Source organism: Burkholderia sp. Ac-20345 (genome assembly GCF_017104825.1).
Taxonomy (GTDB): Bacteria; Pseudomonadota; Gammaproteobacteria; order Burkholderiales; family Burkholderiaceae; genus Burkholderia; species Burkholderia lata_B.
The window spans coordinates 1-1965 of sequence record NZ_JAAGPO010000444.1; the positions used below are offsets into that span (position 1 = coordinate 1).

Sequence of the window (1965 nt, forward strand, 5' to 3'; positions counted from 1 at the left end):
TGGCCGCGGCGGCGCCGGGCGCCGGGCTGGCGAGGCCCGCGCGGGCGTCTGGGTTGATCAGGGAGTTGGCCTGCGAATCCATGCGTCGAGTTTCTCCGGAGCGGGACGACTGAGCTCGCTCGGACGAGCGGGCGGACAATGACACGATGCGATTATCGTGACCCGGGCCGGACTCCGATCGACCGAAAAGAGCGGGGTTTCCCCCGTACTTTCTCGGCTTTGACGCGCGGCGCGCTGCTATCCTTTTTCGAAATCCGGCATGGTGCGCGTGGTGCGGCGCCGGCGGATCTCCCGGTGTGTCCGGGTCTCTTCGCTCAGTTTTGGGGACAGCATGACTGCGAACGTCAGCGGAATCGGTTCGGTGTTGCAACAGATGCAGTCGATGGCCGCGCAGGCATCAGGCGGCGTCGCGAGCCCGACGGCGGCGCTGGCCGGCTCGGGCGCGGCGACGGCCGGCACGTTCGCGAGCGCGATGAAGGCGTCGCTCGACAAGATCAGCGGCGACCAGCAGCACGCGCTCGGCGAGGCGAAGGCGTTCGAGGTCGGTGCGCCGAACGTGTCGCTGAACGACGTGATGGTCGACATGCAGAAAGCCAACATCGGCTTCCAGTTCGGGCTCCAGGTCCGCAACAAGCTAGTGAGCGCTTACAACGACATCATGCAGATGTCGGTGTGAAAGTACGGCTATGCGGGGAAGGCTAGCGGGGAAGGTCACCCGGCCGGTGGGCCGGCTCGACTGCGCCCGACGGCGGGCGCGGCTTGCCTAAAGCTTTCCAAATCCCTTCCGATAACTCCGGTGAAGGCCGCTTCGTGCGATGCACGGCGGCGGTTCCCGTATAGCCAAGGCATAACAAGGAGAAGCGCATGTTTTCCCCAGGACACGCTGGAGCCAGTGCATACGCGCGTGTCGGCGTCGAGACGGGGGTGATGGGCGCCTCCCCGCACCGGTTGATCGCGATGCTGTACCAGGGCGCGCGGCAGGCGATTGCGCTGGCGCGCATGCATTTGCAGCAGGGCAATGTGTCCGCGCGCGGCGAAGCGATCGGCAAGGCGATCCGGATCGTCGAGAGCGGGTTGAAGGAATCGCTGAACCGCGACGCGGGCGGCGAGATCGCGGAGCGGCTGAACGCGCTGTATGCCTATATCGGCCGGCGTCTGCTGGAAGCGAACGCGCAGGCGAGCGACGCGATGCTGGTCGAGGTCGACGGGCTGCTCGCGACGCTCGAGGAAGCATGGACGGGGATCGCCCCGGAAGTCGCGCGGATGGCCGCGCAACAGGCAGTGGAAGCATCACGATGAATCGCAAGGCCGAATACTTCGAACGTTACGAGGCGCTCGCCGCCGTGTCGGGCAGGATGCTGGGCGCGGCCCGCAGCGCCGACTGGAGCGCGTTGCCGGGGTTGCAGGCCGAATTCATGCAGTTGGTCGACGGGCTGAAGGAAGCCGATCCGGGCGTCGTGCTCGACGAATCGGATCTCGGCCGCAAGCTCGACCTGATCCGCCGCATCCTGGCCGACGACGCCGCGATTCGCGATCTCGCGAGCCCGGACGTCGCGCGGCTGTCCGCGCTGTTCGAGGCGCGGCGCTCGACCAAGGTATTGACCGATCTCTACCGCGCGCGCGGGTAGGGCCCGTTTCCGGGGAAACGGGCGCGGGGGCGCACGAGCCCGTTGCGGCAGGCGCGCAGTTCCCGCGGACGGCACCGGTGTGCCGTGCCCGGATTCGCAACGATGTGGCTAAGAGCAGGCTCCGATCATGACCGGTATCGACTCCGTTGCGGCCGCGCTGCTGGCGAGCCGCCTCGACAGCCTGCTGACCGGCACCGTGTCGGCGCCCGCCGGCGGCAGCGCGACCTCGCAGGTCGGCACGCCGGGCACCGGCGCGCCGTCCACGCCTTCGGCTGGCAGCCCGCCCGCCGCACCGCCAGCCTCCACCCAGACCGCACTGTCCGATGTCGGGCGCGTG

General features: G+C 68.4%; 3 protein-coding genes and 1 pseudogene. All 4 read left to right on the plus strand.

Annotated features, from left to right (window positions below; translation table 11 throughout):
• Nucleotides 1-331: 331 nt before the first annotated feature.
• Complete coding sequence (fliE, locus tag G3O06_RS47770; protein WP_059232946.1) at nucleotides 332-676, plus strand: flagellar hook-basal body complex protein FliE; 345 nt, start codon at nucleotides 332-334, stop codon at nucleotides 674-676.
• A 188-nt stretch (nucleotides 677-864) separates the two neighbouring features.
• Nucleotides 865-1299, plus strand: a complete 435-nt coding sequence (fliS, locus tag G3O06_RS47775; RefSeq protein ID WP_174916599.1) for a flagellar export chaperone FliS — start codon at nucleotides 865-867, stop codon at nucleotides 1297-1299.
• Nucleotides 1296-1628, plus strand: a complete 333-nt coding sequence (locus tag G3O06_RS47780) for a flagellar protein FliT (protein ID WP_039354754.1) — start codon at nucleotides 1296-1298, stop codon at nucleotides 1626-1628. Before fliS ends, G3O06_RS47780 begins: the two co-directional genes overlap by 4 nt.
• A 127-nt stretch (nucleotides 1629-1755) precedes the next feature.
• Nucleotides 1756-1965 (plus strand): annotated as a pseudogene (locus tag G3O06_RS47785) (flagellar hook-length control protein FliK); the annotation flags it as partial.